Consider the following 16,305-nt stretch of genomic DNA (forward strand, 5'->3'; position numbering starts at 1 on the left):
GTTCTGGTGGCCGACGTACTCCGAGAATGACGGCCCCGCCATCGGTGGCGGGGCCGTCAGCTGCCTGTGCGGGCCGGGCCCCGGCCCGCACAGGCGTTGGATCAGGTGCAGGTGGGGTCGGGTTTGAGAGAGAAGTCGGCCGTGGTCGCCTCGCGCGGCTCAATCTCGGCCGATGCGGTCTGCGAAGCCCAGCCGTCCTTGGACGCGGTCACCGTGAGCGGGTTGCTTCTGACGTCGAGCCAGAGCGAGTAATGACCGCTCTTGTCGGTCTTCAGCGTGTAGCTCGCCGTCTTCTTCGAGGTGATCCGCACGGTTGCTCCGGCCAGTGGCGTCGGCGTGCCGGTGCAGTCGGTTCCGGTGACCGTCCCGGTGATCTTCCCCCAGGTCTTGGGCGGGTTCACCACGAACGTCACCGGCACCGGCGCGATCCCGTACGGGGTCTTCGCGCTGATCATGAGCTGCGCGGTGAACGTGCCGGGCTGGGTGATCTCGGAGAGGTTCGCGTCGAAGCTCACGGCGACGTCAACGCTCTCGCCCGGCTGAAGCGTCACATCGGTCTTGTCCTCCGACAGCCAGGGGACATCGGTGGTGTCAGCGCACTGGTCGAAGCCGGGCAGCAGCTCCGAGGTCGTAAAGGCGACGAAGCTTCCGGTAGTACCTCCGATCTTGTAGAGGCCGCAGGCGGAGCCACCGCGGTAGAAAGTTCTGTTGGAGTTGGGCAGCGCGGTCCAGGTGTTGGAACCCGGGTCGTAGGTGTAGCCCTTATTGGTGAGCGTCCTGGAGCCGTTGGTCGCGCCACCGGACACGAGGAGCTTGCCGCCTGCTGCTGAGTAACCCATTCCCCACAGGTCGATCGGCAGATCGGCGATGGGGGTCCAACTGTCGGACGACGGATTGTAGCTGTAGGCGTGCTCGGTGGTGGTACTTCCCGACAACCCGCCCGCGCAGTACAGCTTGTTCGCGATGGCGCCGCAGCCGAGCCAGGACGTCGACTCCGGGTAGGCCTTGCTCGAACTCCAGGAGTTCGAGGCCGGGTCGTACACCTGCACGTCCGTCGTGCCGCAGGCGTCGGACGTGCAGCCGCCGACGATGTAGATCTTGCCACCCAGCACGGTCACAGCGGCGCCGGCGTGTGGTTTCGGGTTGTCGGCGCCGGTGGACCAGGCGCCGGTCAGCGGGTCGTAGATTTCGGTCTTGGCCACCGGATTCGAGTTCGCGCCCCAGCCGCCGAAGACGTAGAGCTTGCCACCGTAGGCGGCCGCCTGCGGCGCTTCCCGGGCGACGCTCAGGTTCGGCAGGGCATTCCACCCCTGGGCGTCCGGGTCGTAGACGTAGGCCTTGTTGAGGATATGCTTCCCGTCGGTTCCGGCGACTGAGTAGACCTTGCCGTTGATGGTCGCCACACCGTTGTCCATGATCGGTACGGGGTAGTCGGCCACCGTCGTCCACGGTGCCTCGTACGGCGTCGCCAAGGGCTTGACCGCCGTCTGCGTGGTCTTGCCGGGCCGCAACCGCAGGGGGCTGTAGTTTCCCTTCACCTCCTGCAGCGGAGCACCTTGCTGCGCCGCGGCGGGCTGCGCGGCGGGCTGGTGGACGCCCGGCAGCTCATCGATCTTGGCGGTCACCGGGGCTGTTCCGGTGTTCTTCAAGGTCAGGGTGGAGCTGCCCTGGCCCTTCCAGGCGACCGTCTTGCCGAGCTTGGCCGGGCTGACCGCGATCCGGGGTGCGGGCAGGGCGAACGTGCCGTCAGTTGCCCGATGCGGGGCCACATCGACGGTGATGTCCTGTGAGACGTAGGAGTTTCCCACCGTGGCGGAGAAGGTGTGCTCCCCGGTGAGCGAGGAGAACATCCAGTAGAAGCCGTCGCCCAGCTTCGGGTCGTTCGGCGTCGCCACCGAGGTCGTCTTCTCCGCGGGCTTGTCGGCCGAGGTCACCACGGCGCCGTTGAGCCCGGCCCCGGTGTTCTTGTCCGTCACCTGGCCGACGACCAGGCCGCCGTCCGCCGGGTCACAGGTGCGGTCGCCGAGGAAGACGTCGTCGACCTGCCACCACCACCCCCACTTGGCGGTGAGGTGGAACCTCACCTGGACGTTGGCCTTGCCGGCCGCCTGGGACAGGTCCACGACCTCGGTCCGCGGCCCCCGGGCGTCGTCCTTGGTGTGGTGCCAGGCGTTGGTCCACGTCTGGCCGCCGTCGACGCTGAAATCGACGTCCCCGGTCTGGCCGAACGCGAAGCCGTCGTAGTCGGTGCGGAAGATCAGGGAAGGGTGGGTTCGCTGACTGAAGTCCATAACCGGGCTGATCAGCGACGTGTCCTGGGTGTTTCCGTGACCGTAGTTGCTGCTGTCGACGATGGCGAAGCCGCCGGACCCGCCGGTCCTGTTGCCGCGCCTGCCTGGATCGTTGAACACCCAGGTCTGGCCGTTGCCGACCTTGTCATCGACGGTCCAGCCCGACGGCGTGGTGCCGCCGTTGAACGACTCGGTGGGACCGGCGTAGTGGAAGCCGTATCCGGCCGCGCTGCAGGTCATCGGGTCGACCGACGCATTGACGTCATGCGCCACATCCGCCGAACCCACCTGAACATCCTGAGAATCCTGCTGGTAGCCCGGATACAACGGGTCGACCTGCAGAGTGTACGTGTTCCCGGCGGGCAGGCTCAGGGTGTACTTCCCCGTCTTGGGGTCGGTGTAGGCGACCGTGGTCGGCTCATCCTTGACCTGCACGGTCGCATACAGCGGCCAGCCCTGACCGGAACCGTCATGGACCGTTCCGGTGACGTTGACATGCGGCTTCGCGGTCAGCGCGAAGTCTTCGGTCACCGTCTTCCCGTCAGCGATCGCGACACCTGGCACGGTCTTGCCGGCGTACCCGAACTTGCTCGCGCTGACGTCATACGTTCCCGGTGGCACGGTCAGGGTGAAGTGCCCCTGCCCGTCCGTCATCGCCGTGACGTCACCCACGGTGACCTTGACTGCCGCCAGCGGAGCCGTGCCGTCGGTGACGGTGCCCGTGACAGTGCCCTGCGGCCCGGAACGGAACGCGGCGAGCCCGTTCGGAGTGCCGAGACCGGTCGGCCCGTCATAACCCGGCCCCGCCTTGCACAGGTACGCAACTGTGCACGTGCCGTTGATTCCGGAGGTCACATCGTTGAGCGCGGACGGCTGGGCATACGGGTAGGAGTTCGGGGCCGAACCCGTCGCCGGTGTTCCGGCCAGCGCGTAGGCCGAGGCGATGATCGGGGCGGACGCGCTGGTGCCGCCGAAGACCTGCCAGCCGCCGTGGTAGACCGCGACACCGGTGTTCGGGTCCGCCACTGCGGACACATCGGCGACCGCACGACGCGCGCAGCCGGTGTCCTTCTGGAACGACGGCTTGGGCCCATACTCCGAGCAGCCGCTGCCCGCACCTCTCCACGCCGCCTCGGTCCAACCGCGGGTGGTGGAGGCGTTCTTGACCAGCGAGGTGCCACCGACCGCCGTCACATGCGGCGACGAGGACGGATACGAGACGCCGTAACCGTAGTCACCGGTGCTGACGGTGATCGCGACACCAGGATGGTTGAAGTAGGCATCGTCGGCCTGGGTTTGATCGGAACCTTCGCGGCCGCCGTAGCTGTTGGAGACGTACTTGGCGCCCTGGGCCACCGCCTGGTTCACGGCCGCACCGAGGTTTTCTATGTTGCTGTCGTCGGCCTCGACCAGCAGGATCTTGCAGGTCGGACATGTGGCGCTGACCATGTCGACATCGAGTGCGATTTCCGCGGCCCACCCGGAGTCCGGTGGCGGATAGTTCGTGCCGCCGCGCTGGTCGATCTTCTTGAAGCAGCCGTTGGCCGTGGTGCACGGCGGCAGCCCGTACTGCTGACGGTAGACGGCCAGGTCCGCCTCGACGTTCGGGTTGTCGAACGCATCCACGATCGCGACCGTCTCAGTGGATCCGCCAGAGGGCAGGTTGTACGCGCTCTGCAGGTCGACGGGGCCGAAACCGGCGGGAGCGGCATCAGCCTGGAGACCCTTCGCCGCGACGATATCGGTGCGGACCATGGCGAGACAGGACATCTCGCCGGCTTTTGACGGCGTGGCGCACACCTGATTGGTGGGGTGCTGGCCAGGCGAGGTGGCGTCGGCGGCTTTTGTGGTCGGGACAGGGTTCTCGGTGGAGGGGGAGGCGGCGGAGGTCGCCGCCGGCACGGCGATCAGCGTGAGTGCGGCAACGGCGAGCGCCACGATCAGCGTGCAGACACGTCCGACCGTTGTGGCCAACGCGACCGGACGCGACCTGCGGCGGAATGGTCGCGCGGATGGGGGATGAGACACGTACAGCTCTCCTCGGGGTACATGCAAACCAAAATCGTGAATTCTTAAGCAGGCGGAGCTCGGCTCAGTCGCGCTTCTGCAACTGCGACTTGTTTCCGCGTCCCGGCGTGCTCGGGTACTGACTGGTGTCCGTGATCAGGGGGAGCTCGAGGCCTTGCTCGGGCTCTTTCGGCCGGATGGTGTTTGTCGTGATCACGTCGGGCAGCGCACCGGGACTCTTCCACTGCGCCGCGATGTCGACTAGGGGATGCGAATGGCGGAAGTCGACATGGCGGTGATCCGCCAAGTACGAGGGCTAAGTTCGGCGCCACACTCTGGGGATCGCGCCCTGGGTGTGGACATTGGTGCGCGGCAGGCGGCCACCGAGGAGTTGATCCCCCGTCATATAAGCATTCACGAGAGGGGACGGTGCTGTCTGCGGAAGCATGATGTCCACATGGGGCCGTCAGGGCCCTCGACGGCGTGGTCGTTTTCCTTCACACCAAACTCAACTGCCGCCGGGGTCCCGTCGGTTAAGCCGCTTTCGTACTTGTCTTGCGCGGCTATGGGTGTGCGGTGAACCCTCCGTCGGGTCGCTTGTGCAGCCAGCCACGGTCGGCGAGTCTGGTCAACTTCGCGCGCAAAGGCTCCAGCTTGCCGCGCACCGTCACCTCCGCCCGGCTCTTCGACGACGCCCCTGACCTGCACCGGGCCGTCGGCAGCCCGGACGATCACCAGGATCTTGCGGTAGTCGCCGGGCAAAGCGGCCTCGTCGGGAGTCTCGCTGCGGTGCGGGACCAGCAGCACCGCCCGCCCCGCCACCCGGGCAGAAGCCAGGGTGACGGCCGCGGCGGCCTCCGTCGTGGCCCGGTCCTGCTCGGTCAGCCAAGTGCAGGACCCGCTCGGCGGCCACCAGCTCCTCCCGCTCGTCCTGGACCTCCCGCAGCTGCTTGGCCGACTCCTCGTTGAGCGCGTCCAGTTCATTCCGGCGAGCCGTTATCCGCTCCAGCTCCTGCATCCCCACATCCTTCCCGCGCCCTCCCGGCGTCCCGGCCCGGTCACGGATCGTACGAACGGCAGGACGGCGAGCGCAGCAGACCCGAGAACGGCTCCGGCCGACAGGGCAGGCGATCTTCATTGTGGACACCGGCCGACGACCAGCGTGAGTATCTCTCCCGCCCTTCACACCAGACCTGTGACCAGCAACTTCACGATGCACACCACTCATTCGCAACCTCGCCCTTCAGTAACGCCTTCCCCAGCACGCCTGGGCAGCCGGTTTCTCCGTCTTGTACGCCGCAGCCGGAGCGGGCTACGGAGCCGCCGGACTCATGGCCGCCGCCCTGCTCGACATCGCCGGATCCGGAACCGCCTTCGTCGTGAGCGCACTGACCACCATCGTCATCGGCGCTCTGTCGCTCCTGGGTGACCGCACGCACCCACGCCACACGCCTCAACAGGCGGCAGTCCAGGGGGCAACCCGGTAAGTATGGGCGCGCCCACCACCGCCACGCCTGCTCCTGCTTCGTCGTTATGACAGACTCGCCGCCTGCTCCACCAGGACCCGCGCAGGCCTCCGCTGATTGCGCAGATCCGTGCCGCCGTTGGAGGATTTTTGCCGTACGGGTACGGGCGCTCGGCCGGAGTGCATCACCTGGATTCGCGGGCAATCGGACGAAGAGCATCTCGACCCGTGAGGCATTGGATCGCTTCCGGGACCACTGTCCTGGCGATCACGAGCGGAGCCGGACCACGAGCGCTGCGGCAGTGACCGCACGGTGGCTGCCCGGTCGTGCGAAGGCAACCGGGTGAACATCACGCGACCCGCCGCCACAGGTCGGTCCGCCCGGTGATAACTGTCGTGGACCCTTGTTCGGCCGGAAGCCGGAAGGACGAAAGATGCCTGTACAGAAGTACGGTGTGCTCGCGGCCCGCGCCGTCGCGCGTCGCCGGGAGGGCGCGACGGACACGCCCCATTACCAGATCCATCTCAAGGACGACAGCGGCACCGACTACCGGGCCGCTGTCAACGTCAAGTCGAGTTCGACGCAGGCCCCGCCGGACCTGCTGTTCGCCGTGGTGGACGACTTCCGGCACCCGGTGACGGAGCTGCTGCCGCAGGCCGGAAGCGGCTGGCACGCCCTTTCCTCCCAGCCCGGCACGGGCGCGCTCGACTTCATCCGGGGTAACCTCTTCGATCCCTCGTCGATGCGCATCCTCCCGCCCGACAAGCCCGGTGTCGACAACGACCTCGCGGACCTGCTCGACCACTATGTGCTACGGGCGATCGACGAGCCGACCACGGGAGTCTTTGTGTTCGGGGCGCGGTTCGGCCCCGAGCCGGGCCAGCCGGACGAGGTGTTCGGCTTCCCTGTCGGCAACGGCGTCCATGACGTGCACATGAACCAGGGCAGCACCGACAAGAAGTTCCGCAAGGACAACGGAGTCTGGCAGGACGGCGGGCTGCTCCTTCATCTGCTCCCCGAGAACCGCTGGGTGGCTGTCTTCCTCGCTTTCCAGTCCCAGAAATGGCACACGGACGACGTCACCGGCCAGCCCATCGACACCGCCCCGCCGCGCCCCACGGACCGCGAGGAGCCCCTGCGGATCGTCGCCGCCCTGGTCAACCCGGCCGGCCCGGCACCGGAGGCCGAGACGGTCACCCTGCTCAACGCCTCCGCGGCCGCGATCGACCTCAGCGGGTGGCACCTGTCCGACCAGCAGAAGCATCGCCTGCGGCTGCCGTCCCAGCCCCTGGCTGCCGGCGCCACCCTCGCCGTCACGGTCGCCGACGGATTCCAGCTGGGCAACCACGGCGGCGCCATCACCCTGCTCAATCCGTCGGGCCTCAAGATCCACGGTGTCTCGTACACCGGCCGCCAAGCCTCGGCCGAGGGACGGACCATCACCTTCTGATCCGCTCGACTCGCCGCCCTCGCGCGACGCGATGACGCGGCCGCACCCATGCCCACGGGGTGCGGCCGCGCCTCGGGCCGTCAGGCCTGGCCTGGGGCCGTCGCGACTGGACGAACTGCCGCAGCTGCACCGCCCCCACGACTCCCCGTCGAGAGCACGGTGATTCCCAGCTTCCCGGCTTACCCGTCCGGCGGGCCCTTGACGTACTCGGAGCAGATCCCGACGGGCAGACGCTGCCCGGCACGGACATCGCCCGCGAGGTCGGTGCCGACGTCGAAACCGACGTTGAGCAGCGGCAGGAACGTCCACTTGTCGGCGGGCGTCGCGGCGGACTTGAAGGTCCACTCGGCGTGGCCCTTCGTGGACAGCTTCCAGCGAGCGGGGTCGAGCGCGGTGTCGGTGACGACCCTGTAGGTTTGCTCGGCCGGATCGGCGGTCCACACATACCCGGCCGAGCCTGTGCGCCGGTCGACGCGCGCCCCGTCGACATAGACCTCGGTGGTCTGCTTGATGGACCTGCCGTTCCACACGGCGTCGAAGCCGGTGTGGTCGGGTCCGGAGTCGCCCCAGCCGGGGGTGTTGAACCGGAGGACATTCCCGGCCTGCTGCTGGCCCCAGCCGAGCCCGTGACTACTCCCCCAAGAGCACCCATCAAGCCCTTGTGGAGGGCCCACGTAGGCAGTAGCGGCAGTCCGGCGAACCGCTCGTACCTCGCGGCACGGGTACCCTCAGTCCGGTTGCGGGGGATATAGGCCAGAGTAGCCTGGATTTGATCGATGTTGCCTGATCCTGGAGGTGAGCGATGTTTCTCCGACTGCTGCGGCGGCGTATGCCGCATGGGCTTGTCCTTCTCGGTAACGGCCGTCTGATCCGGGGCTTCAGCGGCGGCTTCTACGACGGTCACGGACACCAGTCCTGACACCGTCCACCAGTCGAACCGGGCCTGAAGCAGGGTCACTGCGGCAGGCCGACCTTGGAGGATGTGCGGTGGCAGAGGAAGCCGATGCCCTGGTAGCCATGACGCGGATCCTGTCACCGCACTGCCGTGTCACCAGGATGTCCAGCGGAGCGCTGATTGCGGACTGGAGGCGGACGCGTTTTCTTGGAATGACGACGGCAGACATCCAGAAGTTCGCTGACGGAAGCTCTGAGGAACGCGCCGAACTTGTCACCGGTCTCATCCGCGCCGGGTGTGCGACGGCCCGCCGAAGGGAGCATTCGGACATCGAGGTCGGGCTCTGGCTGCGCGCAGTGCACCTGCTGATCCGGACCATGGGATTCGGGCGCGTCCTGCGGCTCCTGTCCCTGGCAGCCCCGGATTATGCCCGTGCAGACCCTCCTTCGGCGGAGGATGTCGCACGGCTGAAACGAGCAGTGCAATCACACAGTCGCAGAAGCTGGTTCGTCAACGACGACTGCAAGGCCGAGGCCGTGACGGCTTTCGTCCTGCTGCGGCGGCGTGGCCTGAAGGCCGTTCTTCACGTCGGTGTGCGCGAGCACCCGTTCGCCTTGCATGCCTGGACGTCTTCGGCGGACCTGTGCATCCCTGACGCCGATCCGCGCGGGCACGCGTTCGCGCCGGTTCTCTCGATCAACGGGGGAGGGCGGTGACGTGGAAGCACTCCGCCTGGAGTGGGCAGGGGGCGCACCGAAGCTCTGGGCAGCCGGGGCCATGGCGCAGCAGGGACTCGTGACGACGGTCTCCTCACGGGCCGGTACCGCGGTGGTCGTCGGCTGGGTCGGCTCGGTCAAAGGCCGCGTTGCGGGCGCGCGCGGCCTCCTTGATGATTTCAGCCGACCGGGAGCCGCACCGCGCCTGCCGACCGGCGACTACGCGGCTGTCCTGGTGTGCCGCGACCGCATCCTGCTGATGCGGGACGAGCATGCGCGTATTCCCCTGTTCTTCAAGGAGTCCGGCGGCTGTGTGAGCGCGGTGAGTACCTCGGCGCGCCGCCTGGGCGGCGCGGCAGAGCTGGAACGTCGCTACTTCTGCCGGTACCTGACCGGGAACATGGCGCAACCGCACTCGGAACTCACCCCTTTCGTCGGGGTACATCGGATCCTTGGCGGCGAGGTGGTGGAGCTTTCGATCACTGGGCAGATACGCGGTCGGGTACTGCGACGCGCCTGTCAGGCCCACGACCCGCCGGAACCGGCGGCAGACGGACCCCGCCTCAGCGGGGCCGCGATGGACCTGCGCCTCGCACTGGAGAACGCTGTCGGGCGCCGTATGGGCAGGATGACGGCATGCCACGTCTCCGGCGGCACCGACTCCACCAGCATCGCCTTGCTCGCAGCGCGTCTGCTGGCCGCGGGACAGGGCCAGCCTGGGGACCTTGTCCTGCTCGCCGGGCGCTTCGGCGGGGGAGAACTGGCTGGGGAGCAGCCCTACCTCGACGAGGCGATGGAGGAGATCCGCCGCCACGCACCCGCAGCCCGCCCGGTGATCGTCGATGTCGACGACGTGGCCGACTTCGACGACTTCCAGCACCACGCGGGAGACCCGGATGAGCCTCATGCGCACGCCTTCCGCGCCCCGTTCTGGAGCAGGCTTCATGCCGCTGCGGCGGAACTGGACTGTGACACCCTCATGACCGGCTGTGGGGCCGATCCGATCGCGGACGCCAACCCATTTCACCTGCATAGGTTGGCCCGCACAGGACAGCTCCGGCAGATGACGAAGCAGGCACGTGCCTGGGCCGCGGGCAGCGAGCGGGGCTTGCGGGACGTTGTCTGCGCCTACGTCGTGCAGCCGGCTCTTCCGCTGGCAGCCGAACGGATCACAGCGCTCGTGTGCCGCCGCGGAACGGTGCTCGGCGGCCTCGGCAACTTCGCGCGCCCACGATGGCTGCGATCCGGATTTGCGCGGGCTCACGGCTACCGTGAGGCCAGCATCGAGGAGAGCCGCTTTGTGTTCGGGCACAAGCCCGAACAGTCTCTGTACGACGCGGCCAATTACCTCGCCGCTCCCGACCCGCTGTCCTGGCGCCGCGCTCGGCAGGACGGATTCTTCCTCTCGCACCCCTTCCTCGACTCGGAGGTCATCGCCACGATGCGCCGCCTCCCCGCCGGAACCACGTTTCGTCCAGGCCGTCCGAAGGCCGTTCTGCGTGAGGCCATGGCGGATCTGCTCCCGTCCCGGATCTGCAGCCGAGCGGTCAAGATCCCCTTCAACCAGCTCTTCGCCCGCGGCCTGCGGACACACGGCGACGAACTCATCGACCTCTGCCGCTCCGCGAGGCATCCGCTGGTTGCGGAGATGTTCGACGTCGAGACGCTGTGCCGGGCAGTGAGGGAGGCGCAGCTCGGCATAGGGGACTCCTACTCCTGGGACCGTATGAACAGCTCACTCGCCCTCGTGGTGTGGCTGGAGCAATTGGACCAGCGCTCCCGCGCGCACGGTGCGGCCGCGCCGGTCATCGCTGGCTCTTGACGTCCCACAGCGTCCGTTCGATCGGGCCCGTTGCGGCGTTGACGAGACCGTACCGTTTCACCAACAGGTCCGATTCCGCTTCGGTAAGTTCGCGGTCTTCCTCGCCGTTTCGCGTGATAGTTTCCGCCAGGGCTGCGCCATTCGTGCCGAACTGCCAATAGACCGTGACGTAGCGGGGGTCCCTCGTATGCGTGGCGATCGCGTTGTTTTCGTGCACCCTGCCGCGGTAGATGACGGTGTCGAGGTTCTTCAGTTTCTTCATCCACCGGGGCACCTTGCCGCCAGACCACGAGTACCCTTCCAAGTCGATCTGGTACAGGCCGAGCCGGTCCTTGCGCGCGAAGCTCGCGGTGGCGTAGAACGCCAACTGGTCGTACTTCGTGTCGATGGGCAGTTGCACAACCGTTTGGGTGAAGAATGCATCGCCCGCCTCGATCCAGTTTCCGGCGGGCACCCATGGCTGCGCCGCCACCAATTCGCCGGGCTGGTGGATCTCCCTGCGGGAGAGCGGGTGTTTCTCCTGGAATTTGCTCCACTGCTCGGCATCAGCACGCCATTGCTTGCGGAGCCGGTCGTTCGCGCTCAGCAGCACCCGTTCCCCCATGGCGTGGAACTCGGCGCCGAGCAGGTAGAAGCTCACATCGCTGTGGTTCTCGAGCGTGATGTCGACCGGCACGGCGAATGCCTTACGGTCCTGACTCAGCACAGGCTTGCCCACGGTTATCTTGATGAGAGGCTTGGCCCCGCGCTGGTACGGCTGGTAGATGTCCTGGTAGCCGAAACTGGCTATTGCGAGACCCGAGGAGACGATCAGTGCCGCGGCCAGTCGCTTCGGAGCGGGGATCACGACCGATGTCCGCCACACCGCGAAGACAGCCCATGCGGAACCCGCCGTGAGCAAGCACCACAGCACCAGGTAGGCCGTGGAATCGCCGACATTGAATGTCGCGAACAGGAGGATGGCGTTGGCCAACAATGCCGCGACCGTGCCGATCAGCGCGACCATTCCGGAGTAGGGGAAGCTGTTCTGGAACCAGTGGTCCACGACCGCGGCAGCGCCCAACAACGTGGTGGCCGAGACCAGGATGAGGATGGCACCGGTGATGCGACCTGTGTAGGTAAGGGCCCCGATGAGGTCTTCGATACCGAACCGACTCAGCAGCAGTGCTGTCAGAAGGAGGACCAGCAGGATCAGCACCATTGCTGCCGGTGACCGTCTTGTCGGGATCCAACGCGCCCGCAGGCGCGAGCCGGCGCCGGACCCGGGGGGAGTCCTCACGTGATCACCCCCTGACACCGCAGGCCGTGCGTGACGTGCCCGGCCGTGCCGACGGTGACCGCGACCGGATACACATCGAAAGCCGACCGGGAAGAGTCCCCCCGGTCGGCACCGGCATACCCCAACAGGACCTGACCCACGGGGTGTCTCCTTCGACCGTCACGGGGGCACTGCACGAGGGAAGCGCCGTCTGACGAGCCCCTGCCGGCTTCCTGCGGACGTACCTTGCGGTGGCATCGCGGATCATCCGATCTCCGAGGCGAACCCAGGAGACCTGGCGCTGCGTCGGGGGTTCGAGCACCATCGTCCATGGTGATCCGTCGGATCACCATCCGGATGCCTCCGGACGACCTAACCTGCGCGTTTCAGTTGCCACAGTGTCCGGATCTTGATCGGAAAAGCGAAAGTTCCTTCTGAACTGGGAAGATGAGGCTTGTCTAAGGTCTCTGTCATCACAGCAGGAAAGCACTTTCTGCGTGCACACTACCGGGTTACGTCCCAGGCTCGTTGTCTCGGCCGACGGTCGCGGGGTGGTCAACCACGCCGGATCGCCTGCTGGCCGATCTCGCCGATGCCACCGGCCTGAGCGGCGCCTTCACCGACGCGCTGCGCCGGCTTCGGCCCCGCGGAACCGGGCACGACCCGGGACGGATCGCAACCGATCCGGCAGTGATGCTCGCCGACGGCGGCCAGAGCATCACCGACCTGGCTCTGCTGCGCGACCAGCGTGAGGTGTTCGGCCCGGTGGCCTGCTGTGCACCCGATGGGACTGCTGGGCATCGGCGTATCTCTGTACGGTTGGTCAATGCAAGATCAGCGCAACCAGGGCCGGGCAAGACTCCGGCTGGACCACGAGCAGGCCGTCGTAGCTGACTCTGTCATTGCGGAGGATGCCGCGGCTCAGGACACAGTGTTCGTGTGCGCCTCTTGCGGCGCTGCGCTGGCGGGGCCGCTGAAGCGTCTACCCGCAGTACCCGAGCCTCCCTACTACGAGTGGTGGGAGGCCGAGGAGATGGGACCGTTGCCGGCCACTGTGCCGTCGGGCTGCTACGCGATCGAGACTGAACCGTACGGCCCGCCCCTCGTCGTTGCCGAGGTACCCGAACCTGCGATGCCACGCCACGGGACGTACTTCAACGTGCACGGGCAGCCGCTGGTCTCCCAGGGGCCGCGAGGCAACATCGTTATTAACCCGGACGACGCCCGCGGCCTGGAGCTTCGGCATGCCTCCGCCGCCTGTTGCGGGGCGACCCCGGACGGGGGAATGAACCAGCTCTGCGCCTGCGGGACACTGGTCGCCACCCTCTCCTCCGACTGTTGCCTGCCATACGAGCTGCACCTCTCACCCGGCCATGTCCGCGCCCTGCCGTTCCAGCATCCGAGCCCGGATCTCTCTGCATAAGCCCGTACGCCGACATCGGCCGCTGCCATTTCTCAGCGACAATCCGGCACTTCCACGTCAGCAACTGATGCTGGAACTCACAGACAACCGCTGCTGAAACTCACTGCGCAGCCACCGCGCGCTTCCGCCACTGCCAGGTCCGCTCCGGGATGCCACTGCTGCACGATCACCTCCTTCTGTCGTTCTGCACACCGCGCGCCGCACCGGCCGCCCCCTGTACGACCCGGCCGCGCACCAGCCGACCTCGCCCGAGCAGCTGCTCCCCTTCACACCCAGGAGCAGCGGCCCGCGGCGCAAGACCGCCCGGCGGTCGAACCTCGCAGCCCTGCGCACCGACCGCCGGGCTGCTCGGCACGCTCCACATGACGGCCTGTGCCCTCGTCTACCTCGCCGTCGGCGTGCTCGCCCGCACCGTGCTGAAGACCCGGCCCTCGGCGGCCCGGGCGGTCACCCGCGACTCCGGTGCCATGATGATCGTCATCGGCGGGTTCCTGCTGGTGGAACGCCTGGTCCGCTGACCGACCCGCCTTGCCCTGCCCGTGATGACCGTCGAAGGAGCGCACGTGGAAGACCAGACGCAGCAGGAACAGGCGAGCCCCGAGGTGCAAAAGCGCATCCAGGCGAGCTTCGACCGTCAGGGGCTGATGAGCCACCTCGGCGCACGGATAACCCACATCGCGCCGGGCCGTGTGCACATCGTGCTCCCGGGCCGGCCCGAAGTGACCCAGCAGCACGGCTACTTCCACGCCGGAGCCACCAGCGCCATCGCGGACAGCGCCGGCGGCTACGCGGCCTTCACCCTGTTCCCCGAGAACACTGAGGTGCTCGCCGTCGAGTACAAGATCAACCTGCTTGCGCCTGCCGTCGGCGACCACATCGAGGCGGTCGGGACCGTTCTGAAGTCCGGGCGCACCCTGACCGTGTGTCAACTGGAGGTGTTTGGCGTCCAGGACGGCCGACGGAAACTTGTCGCCAACGGACAGCAGACGCTGATCCGCGTGAACAGGCCCGAGCAGTGAGCTCGCAGCCACTGCCGTCCTGGGTGAGCTGGCAGCACAGGCCGTTCCCCGACGCCAACCTGCTCCTGCTCCACGGGCGGCAACCGGCCCTGGTCGACAGCGGGTTCGTCGGCCACGCCGAACAGACCGCCGCCTGGGCACACGCGCACACCGGGAACGTCACGCTGGTGGTGAACACCCACTGGCACTCCGACCACGTCGGCGGCAACACCCTCCTCCAGGCGAGAGGCGCGGGCATCGCAGCCGGAGCCCCGGAAGCCGACGCCATCTCCCGCAGGGACCCCGGCTGCTGCGCGGCCGAGTACCTCGACCAGCCTGTCGCCCCGTACACCGTTGACATGCCGCTCGACGACGGACAACTCCTCCGCCTCGGCGACGCCGACTGGGAGGTCATCCGCACGCCCGGGCACACCCCCGGCCACCTGGCGCTGTGGCAGCCGGACGAGCGACTCCTCGTGGTCGGGGACGCGTTGTCGGACTATGACGTTGGCTGGGTGAACCTCGCCCTCGACGGACCCGGAGCCGCGGCCACCGCGCTCGCCTCCCTGAAACGAATGGCCGACCTCGCCCCCCGCGTGCTGCTCCCCTCGCACGGCCCGATCCCCACCGACCCCGCCGCGGCGCTCGCCACCGCTCTGCACCGCGCCCAGCGGCTCGTCGACGACCCGGACGCTGCCGTCTGGTACGGCGCGCGGCGGATCTTCGCGTTCGCCCTGATGATCCGCGGCGGCATCCCGGCCGGCGAGGCCGAGCCCTACCTGCACGCGCGGGCGTGGCTGACCGACGCCGCACGGCTCCTCTGCCTCACACCCGAGGCGCTCGCCGCTGAGCTGATCGACACGATGGTTCGCAGGGGCGCCGTCGTCCTGCACAACGGCCGCCTCCACGCAGCCGCCGAACACACCCCGGTCCCGGCGGAGTCCCTGCGCGTCCCGTACCCGCGTGCGTGGCCGGCAGCGGAGCTGCACTGACTCGCGGCGCACCGGACGGCGAGCGGCCACAAGGCCGCTTTGCCCGCGCGGAGTTGCGCCACGGTCGCCTCACCGCCTCTGCCCGGGCGAGGGCCGGCGCGGAGTGCGGCGGAGCATGGCCGGTTCCGACCGACTTGAGCAAGCCCGACGGCCTCAACACCCTCATCGCTGCAGCGGTGGGTTCGAGAATGTGCGGCGTGGTACGTGTCATGCGGTCAGGGACCCGGCGTCGCACCGTGCGGTGGCATCTCGCCCCCTGCATCTGCTGCGGCTGCGTGCCGAGGCCGGTATCGCACGGCGGCGGTCGGCCGGGGGGCAGGCCCGGGCTTGTCCCCGGACTGCCCCGTGATCCACGGCCCGCTGGTGACTTCGAAGAGTGTTCAGTCTCTCGTCTCGGCGGCCAGGAAGGCGCTCAGGCTGTCGAGAAGCATGGTGCTGCCCTGCTCGGCCATGTCGCGTTCCTGAGCGGTGCCACAGGCCTGGTGGAGCACGATCTGCGTGTGGCGGCCGTCCTGCTCGTCGAGTTCCATGGTCATAGCTGCGGGCTCGGGCTTGCCAGGTACGTCCATGCCGACCACCAGACGGCGGTTCTCGGCGACCTCGAGATAGGAGCCGGTCAGCGGGAACTGTCCGCCGTCGGGGGTGACCATCGTCGCCTTCCACGCTCCGCTCGGCCTTACGTCCATCTCGACGGATTCGGCAGCGGCGCCTGCCCACCGGGCGTACTGCTCGGCGGTGGTCCACGCTCGCCACACCTTCACCACGGGGGCGTCCAACGTTCGGGTCAGCGTGTAGGAGAAGCCGTTGGCTGCGGTGGTCTGCTCAGGGCTCATGTCTCGTCTCCTGGTCTCGCCCTTGGTCGGGGTGTCACACCTGTAGACACCCGCAGGCGCGGAAACTCATCGGTTGCCACCGGGGTGACGCCTTCGGCGCCCTCCTCGCAGCGTGGAGCACGCGCACGTTCCCACCTGTCGGCGACGGCTGAAA

At 67.8% G+C, this 16,305-nt stretch carries 13 protein-coding genes and 2 pseudogenes; 9 read left to right on the forward strand and 6 right to left on the reverse strand.

Annotated features, from left to right (window positions below):
* Positions 1-101: 101 nt before the first annotated feature.
* The 3 genes from ABD858_RS36140 to ABD858_RS36150 all read right to left on the reverse strand — a co-directional run bounded on the left by ABD858_RS36140 (position 102) and on the right by ABD858_RS36150 (position 5,105).
* Positions 102-4,265, reverse strand: a complete 4,164-nt coding sequence (locus ABD858_RS36140) for a carboxypeptidase regulatory-like domain-containing protein (RefSeq protein ID WP_345045868.1) — start codon at positions 4,263-4,265, stop codon at positions 102-104.
* 118 nt (positions 4,266-4,383) lie between these two features.
* Positions 4,384-4,605 (reverse strand): hypothetical protein, encoded by a 222-nt coding sequence (locus tag ABD858_RS36145; protein ID WP_345045870.1) that lies wholly within the window; start codon positions 4,603-4,605, stop codon positions 4,384-4,386.
* Between the two features lie 107 nt (positions 4,606-4,712).
* Positions 4,713-5,105 (reverse strand): hypothetical protein, encoded by a 393-nt coding sequence (locus ABD858_RS36150; protein ID WP_345045873.1) that lies wholly within the window; start codon positions 5,103-5,105, stop codon positions 4,713-4,715.
* A 524-nt stretch (positions 5,106-5,629) separates the two neighbouring features.
* Between ABD858_RS36150 and ABD858_RS36155 the strand changes: the two genes are divergently transcribed.
* Both ABD858_RS36155 and ABD858_RS36160 read left to right on the forward strand, forming a co-directional pair.
* Positions 5,630-5,785 carry a hypothetical protein gene (locus tag ABD858_RS36155; protein ID WP_345045875.1) on the forward strand — a complete coding sequence of 52 codons (156 nt, stop codon included), beginning with the start codon at positions 5,630-5,632 and terminating at the stop codon, positions 5,783-5,785.
* A 412-nt stretch (positions 5,786-6,197) separates the two neighbouring features.
* A complete protein-coding gene (locus ABD858_RS36160) occupies positions 6,198-7,214 on the forward strand; it encodes a DUF2278 family protein (protein ID WP_345045876.1) in 1,017 nt (338 codons plus the stop codon).
* Positions 7,215-7,399: 185 nt separating this feature from the next.
* On the opposite strand, the pseudogene ABD858_RS36165 reads toward ABD858_RS36160, so the two are convergent.
* A pseudogene (locus ABD858_RS36165) lies at positions 7,400-7,840 on the reverse strand (S8 family serine peptidase); the annotation flags it as partial.
* Positions 7,841-8,201: 361 nt separating this feature from the next.
* Between ABD858_RS36165 and ABD858_RS36170 the strand changes: the two are divergent.
* Both ABD858_RS36170 and ABD858_RS36175 read left to right on the forward strand, forming a co-directional pair.
* On the forward strand, positions 8,202-8,825 hold the full coding sequence (locus tag ABD858_RS36170) for a lasso peptide biosynthesis B2 protein (protein ID WP_345045878.1): 624 nt from the start codon (positions 8,202-8,204) through the stop codon (positions 8,823-8,825).
* 1 nt (position 8,826) lies between these two features.
* Positions 8,827-10,647, forward strand: coding sequence for an asparagine synthase-related protein (locus ABD858_RS36175; RefSeq protein ID WP_345045879.1), 1,821 nt, complete (start codon positions 8,827-8,829; stop codon positions 10,645-10,647).
* Here the strand turns inward: ABD858_RS36175 and ABD858_RS36180 are convergent.
* A complete protein-coding gene (locus tag ABD858_RS36180) occupies positions 10,631-11,848 on the reverse strand; it encodes a hypothetical protein (protein ID WP_345045880.1) in 1,218 nt (405 codons plus the stop codon). The two genes, ABD858_RS36175 and ABD858_RS36180, sit on opposite strands and share 17 nt — an antisense overlap.
* A gap of 524 nt (positions 11,849-12,372) precedes the next feature.
* Between ABD858_RS36180 and ABD858_RS36185 the strand changes: the two are divergent.
* From ABD858_RS36185 to ABD858_RS36205, 5 genes and pseudogenes are all read left to right on the forward strand, one after another.
* A pseudogene (locus tag ABD858_RS36185) lies at positions 12,373-12,676 on the forward strand (IS1380 family transposase); the annotation flags it as partial.
* Positions 12,677-12,731: 55 nt separating this feature from the next.
* On the forward strand, positions 12,732-13,328 hold the full coding sequence (locus ABD858_RS36190; protein ID WP_345045972.1) for a hypothetical protein: 597 nt from the start codon (positions 12,732-12,734) through the stop codon (positions 13,326-13,328).
* A 362-nt stretch (positions 13,329-13,690) separates the two neighbouring features.
* Positions 13,691-13,846, forward strand: a complete 156-nt coding sequence (locus tag ABD858_RS36195) for a hypothetical protein (RefSeq protein WP_425586379.1) — start codon at positions 13,691-13,693, stop codon at positions 13,844-13,846.
* Between the two features lie 45 nt (positions 13,847-13,891).
* Entirely contained in the window at positions 13,892-14,347 is a 456-nt protein-coding gene (locus tag ABD858_RS36200) for a PaaI family thioesterase (protein ID WP_345045882.1), read from the forward strand.
* Positions 14,344-15,318, forward strand: coding sequence for an MBL fold metallo-hydrolase (locus ABD858_RS36205; protein ID WP_345045883.1), 975 nt, complete (start codon positions 14,344-14,346; stop codon positions 15,316-15,318). Before ABD858_RS36200 ends, ABD858_RS36205 begins: the two co-directional genes overlap by 4 nt.
* A gap of 380 nt (positions 15,319-15,698) precedes the next feature.
* On the opposite strand, the gene ABD858_RS36210 is transcribed toward ABD858_RS36205, so the two are convergent.
* Positions 15,699-16,151, reverse strand: coding sequence for an SRPBCC family protein (locus tag ABD858_RS36210; RefSeq protein ID WP_345045885.1), 453 nt, complete (start codon positions 16,149-16,151; stop codon positions 15,699-15,701).
* Between the last annotated feature and the right edge of the window lie 154 nt (positions 16,152-16,305).

This window comes from Streptomyces sannanensis, assembly GCF_039536205.1.
GTDB classification, from domain to species: domain Bacteria; phylum Actinomycetota; class Actinomycetes; order Streptomycetales; family Streptomycetaceae; genus Streptomyces; species Streptomyces sannanensis.